Here is a 6,095-nt window from a genome sequence, read left to right on the forward strand (position 1 = left end):
GGAGTCATGGCTGCGGTGATGATCGGGCAGGACGGGGTCGGGAGCTGGCTCTCCGATGCGTCGAGGGACGGCTTCCAGGCCACCATCGAGCGGTTCGCGGAGGACTCGTGGACGTTCATGAAGGAGGCCTTCGAGGCCAGCAATCTCTCGGATGACTGGTGGGCCGGCGTCGTCGGCGCCGGGGACGATCCCGGCATGTTGCGGGTCATCACCGTGGTCATGGCTCCCATCCTGCTGTCGCTGGTGGCCGTGCAGGTCACCACGGGCGTTTTCCAGTCCAGGACCGACAAGATCGTGAGAGGCGCAGCGTCGGCACTTCTTGCGCTGCCGACGATGATGATCATGGTCACGCTGATCATGTCGGCAGCGTCGGCAATGGATGGGGCCACGAACTTCATTCTGGACGCGAACGGCGAAACGCAGAACATGAGTGGCTTCATGAAGCTGTTCGGGTTCGAGCTGAATGACCAGGGCGAGTTTCAGGAAGTCAATTCCGAATACAACATCTGGCGTGGTGTGGGCGATAACGCGGGCGATTTCTCGCTGATCGTGCCGGCTGTGCTGGCGGGTCTGATGTGGCTGGCGTCGATGCTGCTGTCGTTCATGTTGTCGATGCGCACGATGGTTCTCGTGGTGCTGGTGGCCTGCGCCTCCGTGGCGGTTTTCGCGCTGGCGCTGGATGCGACGAAGGCGTGGTTCTCCCGCTGGCTGGCGATGGTGGTGGGGCTGCTGATCGCTAAGCCTCTTTCGGCTGCGGTGCTGGTGCTGGGAATCAGCGTGTTCCAGTACGCGGCGACGACGCAGCAGTTCATCGCTGCTCTGGTGTGCGTGGTCCTGGCGGCGGTGGTGCCGCTGGCGACGATGGCGCTGTTCTCGTTCACGGCCACAGCTGCCTCCAGCGGGGCTGACCGCGCGGTGATGGGTGCTGGGGCTGCTGGTGGCCGTGCCGGTGGACGTGTGATCCAGCAGGCGACTCGATTCGTGAGGAAGTGAGCGGTATGAGCGAGAAGGTCGATACAGGGGCTGAGGTTCCCGATGTGCAGTTCCCGCGCAGCGGCGGGCAGAAGGCCGTGCTGTGGCTGGACGTGTCCCAGACGGTGACAGCGGCGGTGCTGGCCGGCATCTTCCTGCTGATCGTGGTGCTGGCCTCCACGTTCGGATGGTCGCTGTTCATGCTGGGGCTGCTGATCCTGGACGTGGTAGCGATCTTGGTCACCGTGATCCCGTTCCGGGGCCGGCCTCTGCCGTGGTGGATCAAGCAGCGGTTCCGTGCGCTGCGGCACCAGGGCCAGGGCCAGGATTCCTTCGTCTCGCACGCGCCCTCGGCCCGTGAGCTGGAAGCGGATGCTCAGGAGGAGGAGGCAGCGATCGCTGCGGGGATCGAGCCGCCGGTGCGTCTGCGGCTGCCTGGTGAGGCGGCGGAGCTGAGGCTGTATCAGCTGTCCAACGGCTCGGCCATGGTCTGGGATCCGGTGACGAAGACGGCGGCGATGGTCGCCCGGGTGGTCCCGCATGGGTTCCGGATGGCTGAGCCGGAGGATCAGAACGACGTGCTGGCGAACTGGGCGTCGCTGATCGACGCGCTGCACAGTGAGCCGGGCGTGCTGGCTGTGCAGGCCTCGGACACGATCACGACGGCCTCGGCAGCGGAGATCCGGCAGGCCTACGAGCGGCAGGTGGAGCACAGCGAGGAGGCCGGCACTCCGGCAGGGGCGTCGCTGTCGCCGCTGCTGCACAACGACTACCTGAACCTGCTCTCGGGGGATCGGTCCCAGGTCCAGCACGATCACCTGATCGGGGTGACGCTGTCGCAGGAGGGGCTGCGGGATCAGGTCAAGGCCTCAGGCGGAGGCATCAAGGGCATGCTGGCGGTCTGCGCCCGGTTCGAGGATCAGCTGGAGGAGCTGATCCGGGAGTGCAGCGTCGATGTCTCGGAGTGGCTGAGCGTGGATCTGCTGGCTCAGGCACTGCGCCGGGCGCTGGTACCGGATGAGTCCGTGGCGATCGCTGACGGGTCGATCCACGTGACGGCGGCGACGGCGGGACCGATGGGTGTGGACGTCGAGTGGGACCGGATGCGTGTGGACTCGGCGTGGCACCGCGTCATGGAGGTCGCGCAGTGGCCGACGCGACCGCAGCAGCCCGGGTTCATGCGCTTCCTCAACGGCGCGGACTTCCCGCACGTGGTGACGCAGGCGATCCGTCCGCAGGGCGTGGACGCGGGCATGAAGCGCGTGCAGCGCCGGATGAGCGATCAGCAGTCCGGGGCGATCATGCGCAGCCAGCTTGGGCAGACGGCCAGCATCGTGGAGGGCGCGGTCGAAAGCGATCTGGAGCGCACGAGCGCGGAGCTGCTGGCCGGTCACGGCATGGCGAAGTTCGTGGGCCTGATGGTCGTCTCGGGCGGATCGGCTGACGAGCTCGAACGGAACACGAAGCGGATGATCCAAGGCTCCACACGGGCAGGGTGCGAGCTGCGCACGCTCTACGGACAGCAGTGGGCCGGGTTCCTGGCGGCGGCTCTGCCGCTGGGTCGCAGCATGATCAAGGGGAAGTGACGATGGCTAAGCACAAGTCGCAAGCATTCACGATCTCCTGGGAGGCCGGGGATTGGACTCGTCCCCAGCGCCGGGCGGCACGGATCGCAGCGCGCAAGGAGACGGCGCGGATCCGGCAGGAGACGTCCGGGGGAACCCGCCGCAAGCAGAACGCGTCCGGGCTGGCCAAGCGCACCTGGGGGACTGGTGGTGAGGCCCGGGCGCGGAATCTGCGGGGCTCCTCGGTGATGGAGCGTCCGGAGATCCGTGAGGCTTCGACGTTCACGCTGGCTGGGGCGTACCCGTGGGTCTCGCAGTCCGGTCTGGGGACCGTCCGTGCCTTCATCGGCAACGTGACCGATGGCGGCGGCATGTTCTGCCTGGATCCGTGGGAGGCCTACCAGGAGGGGCTGATCACCGGCATGGCCTGTGTGCTGATCGGCACGGTGGGCACCGGTAAGTCCACGACGACGAAGGCGTGGGTCAAGCGGATGGTCCAGGCGGGTCGACGGGCGGTGATCATGTCGGACCCGAAGGCTGAGTGGGTCATCGTGGCCCGCGCCCTGGTGGCCGAAGGCGTGGATCCGGAGATCACCGTGGGCGTGCAGGGCCGCGTGATCAACCCGCTGGATCCGGGCAAGCGCTCTAGCGGGGTCAGCGATGAGGAGTGGCTGCGGATCGTGCAGTCGCGTCGGTCCTCGATCATGACGACGATCGCGCAGATTCTGGCGAAGCGCCGCCTCGATGGTGATGAGCGCCTGGCACTGACCGAGGCGATTGGTGCTGCCTCGCGAGCCAACGGCGAAAACCTGGAGGCGATGACCTCGCAGACGACGCTGGGGGAGTCGGCGGCCTCGGCGCCGACGATTCCGGACGTGATCCGTGAGCTGTATAACCCGCCGGCCGACGTCGAGGAGGTGACCGGCGGTGCTGGGCGGAAGGTCGCGAATCAGCTGCGGCAGCTGGTCGATGGCGACCTGGGAGGCCTGTTCGACGGGCGGTCCACGGTGACGATGGACGAGTCACTGCCGATGATCGTGTTCAACACCCGTCCGCTGCGCAACCTGCCGGTCGAGGCCCGGAAGATCGCCTCGCAGTGCGTGTCCTCGTGGGCCGAGTCGGTGTTCACGAACCGAGACTCGGGCCAGCGGATCTGCGTGTACGAGGAGGGCTGGGAAACGATGGATGACGAGTCCGCCCTGGAGCGCATGGTCGCGCAGCAGAAGCTGGCCCGCGACTACGGGCTGTTCAACATTCTGATCCTGCACAAGCTGAAGGATCTCTACCGGGCCGGTGATGTGGGCTCACGCGCCCGTGAGCTGGCGGAGTCGCTGCTGGCCGATACGGACATCCGAGTGATTCACCGGCAGAAGTCCGATCAGCTGCGGGCCACGATGGAGCTGCTGAAGCTCACCGGCTCGGAGGTTGAGGAGGTTTCGCGGGCTCCGAAGGGGCACGCGCTATGGAAGGTCGGCAGCCTGGAGGGCCGGATCGTGCGCACGGTGCGCACGGACCTGGAAGGCCAGCTGTTCGACACCGATCACGCCATGCGCGCGTCCTGAGGAGGGCTGGCCATGCAGAGCGACGAGGACATGTGGGGCAAGATCATCGGCGGGCTGATCGGGACGCTGGTGGCCGTGTGGCTGCTCGTCGTGGTCCTGGCGAGCCTGGTGGCGCTCGTGCAGTGCGGACAGCTGCCACAGGGCCTGGGCCCAGGCGCGGTGCTTGGTCTGTTCCGAGATGGGAAGCAGGCCCTGGCGACGGAGTCGGGGTGCGCGCCGTCGACGACGGCCATGGGTGTGCTGGCGCTCGTGTTCCTGGTCGTCGTAGCCGCGCTGGTCGTGGCGTGGGTGATCATGTGGCTTCGGTGGCGTGAGTCGGATCGGAAGCTGCTGCTGGACCTGCGGTGGCGGCGAGGGATCGCTAAGGCGCCGGAGGTCCGGCGCAAGGCTGGGCGGAAGGCACTGATGCAGAAGGCCTCAGTGGTGCGGCCCACACTGGATGATCCACAGGCCGAGGACGTGGGCTGGAAGCTGGGATCGTCGCAGGGCCGGGAGGTGTGGGTTTCGTCGGAGGACTCGGTCGTGATCCTGGGCCCGCCGCGTTCGGGCAAGGGATTCTTCATCGCCATCAATGCGCTGCTGGATGCTCCAGGGGCTGTGGTGACGACATCAACGCGAGGAGACAACGTCCGAGCGGTGTGGGAGGCGCGCAAGAGGATCGGGCCGGTCGCGCTGTTCGACCCGCAGGGGCTGACGAAGCTGCCGACGACGCTGAAGTGGCACCCGGCGCAGGGCTGCGAGTCCGCGATGACGGCTGCGCGTCGGGCGCAGGCGATCGTGGGGGCTTCGTCGATGGGGCAGTCGACGTCGAATCAGGAGTGGGCCGGTGTGGCCACGCAGATCATGCAGTACCTGCTGCACGCTGCGGCGATCGGTGAGGTCGATGCTTCGACGCTGGGCCGGTGGGGTGCTTCCCCGGGGCTGGCGGAGCAGGCGGTGCGGATCTTGAAGGAGTCGCCGGCGGCTGCCGCTGGCTGGGGTGAGGCGCTGGATGCTGAGCTGAACTCGGATCCGAGGATGCTGCCCTCGAAGTGGATGGGCGTCACCTCGGCGACGTCGTCGCTGATGCTGCCGGAGGTCGCTGATGTCCTAAATCCGGCGTGGGGTGAGGGCCTGGAGCCGGAGAAGTTCTTGAAGGAGAAGGGCACGCTGTTCCTGGTGGGCACGAAGTCCGGCGGTGGGGCGGCTGGTCCGATGCTGATGGCGCTAATGGACGCGATCACGTGGGCAGCTCGCGATATGGCGATCAGCCTGCCTGGCAACCGACTGGATCCGCCGCTGTCGCTGATCCTGGACGAGATCGCGAACATGGCCGCATGGCGGGAGCTGCCCACGATCATGTCCGACGGCGGCGGTGTGGGGATCTCCACGCTGGTCATTCTCCAGTCGCCCGGACAGGCTCGGGCGCAATGGGGCCAGTACGAGACAGAGCAGATCCTGGGATCGGCCACGGTGACGGTGCAGCTAGGCGGCTCCAACAGTTCGGATGATCTGGGCCGGTTCGTGTCGCTGGCGGGGCAGCGGAAGATCACCGATCAGTCCAGGACGTCGAGCGATTCCGGGGTGTCGGTGGCGGAGCAGTCGCGCCAGGACGATGTCGTGACGGTCTCGGAGCTGCGCCGGCTGCCGACGGGCACCGGGTTCATGCTGAAGGCCAATGTGCGTCCGGTGGTCGTGACGATGTCGCGGTGGACGCAGCGCAAGGACGCCGACGAGATCAAGGCTGCGATCGCTCGGTTCGATAAGCGGCTGGCGCAGGCGCTGACGTCGGGCGCTGAGACCGTGGGCCGGTGATGACGTGGGCATGTCGCTGGGTCGGCGTGGGGACGCCGGCTATCTGAAGGGGTATTTGCGATCACCTGCCTGGTTCGACCGCCGTCGGGCTTGGTTCCGGTCTGTGGTGCAACGCGGGCAGGTCGTGGTGTGCCTGGTGTGAATCGCCCCGGGTTTGTTAGAGGCTCGCAAGTGCCGCGTCGGCGGGTGCCGGTGCGGGGTT

Annotated in this window: 4 protein-coding genes; all 4 read left to right on the forward strand. The window is 67.1% G+C overall.

Features of this window, described 5'->3' with window-relative positions; genetic code table 11:
- Positions 1 to 6: 6 nt before the first annotated feature.
- The 4 genes from FSY66_RS11580 to FSY66_RS11595 are packed head-to-tail and all read left to right on the forward strand — an operon-like array spanning position 7 to position 5,893.
- Positions 7 to 993: a hypothetical protein gene (locus FSY66_RS11580; protein WP_144795118.1), complete on the forward strand. Its 987-nt coding sequence runs from the start codon at positions 7 to 9 to the stop codon at positions 991 to 993.
- A gap of 5 nt (positions 994 to 998) precedes the next feature.
- Positions 999 to 2,558 (forward strand): SCO6880 family protein, encoded by a 1,560-nt coding sequence (locus FSY66_RS11585; protein WP_144795120.1) that lies wholly within the window; start codon positions 999 to 1,001, stop codon positions 2,556 to 2,558.
- Between the two features lie 2 nt (positions 2,559 to 2,560).
- A complete protein-coding gene (locus FSY66_RS11590; RefSeq protein WP_144795122.1) occupies positions 2,561 to 4,099 on the forward strand; it encodes a P-loop NTPase family protein in 1,539 nt (512 codons plus the stop codon).
- Between the two features lie 12 nt (positions 4,100 to 4,111).
- The gene (locus tag FSY66_RS11595) at positions 4,112 to 5,893 is read left to right on the forward strand and encodes a type IV secretory system conjugative DNA transfer family protein (RefSeq protein WP_144795124.1); all 1,782 of its coding nucleotides are present in this window, start codon (positions 4,112 to 4,114) and stop codon (positions 5,891 to 5,893) included.
- Positions 5,894 to 6,095: the final 202 nt, after the last annotated feature.

Origin of the sequence: Kocuria palustris (genome assembly GCF_007666205.1) — a bacterium.
In the GTDB taxonomy this organism is placed as follows: Bacteria; Actinomycetota; Actinomycetes; order Actinomycetales; family Micrococcaceae; genus Kocuria; species Kocuria palustris_A.

Excerpts from the sequence above, each read along its gene's own strand:
- FSY66_RS11595 (WP_144795124.1), top strand. The coding sequence starts at position 4,112 with ATGCAGAGCGACGAGGACATGTGGGGCAAGATCATCGGCGGGCTGATC.
- FSY66_RS11580 (WP_144795118.1), top strand. The coding sequence starts at position 7 with ATGGCTGCGGTGATGATCGGGCAGGACGGGGTCGGGAGCTGGCTCTCC.
- FSY66_RS11585 (WP_144795120.1), top strand. The coding sequence starts at position 999 with ATGAGCGAGAAGGTCGATACAGGGGCTGAGGTTCCCGATGTGCAGTTC.
- FSY66_RS11590 (WP_144795122.1), top strand. The coding sequence starts at position 2,561 with ATGGCTAAGCACAAGTCGCAAGCATTCACGATCTCCTGGGAGGCCGGG.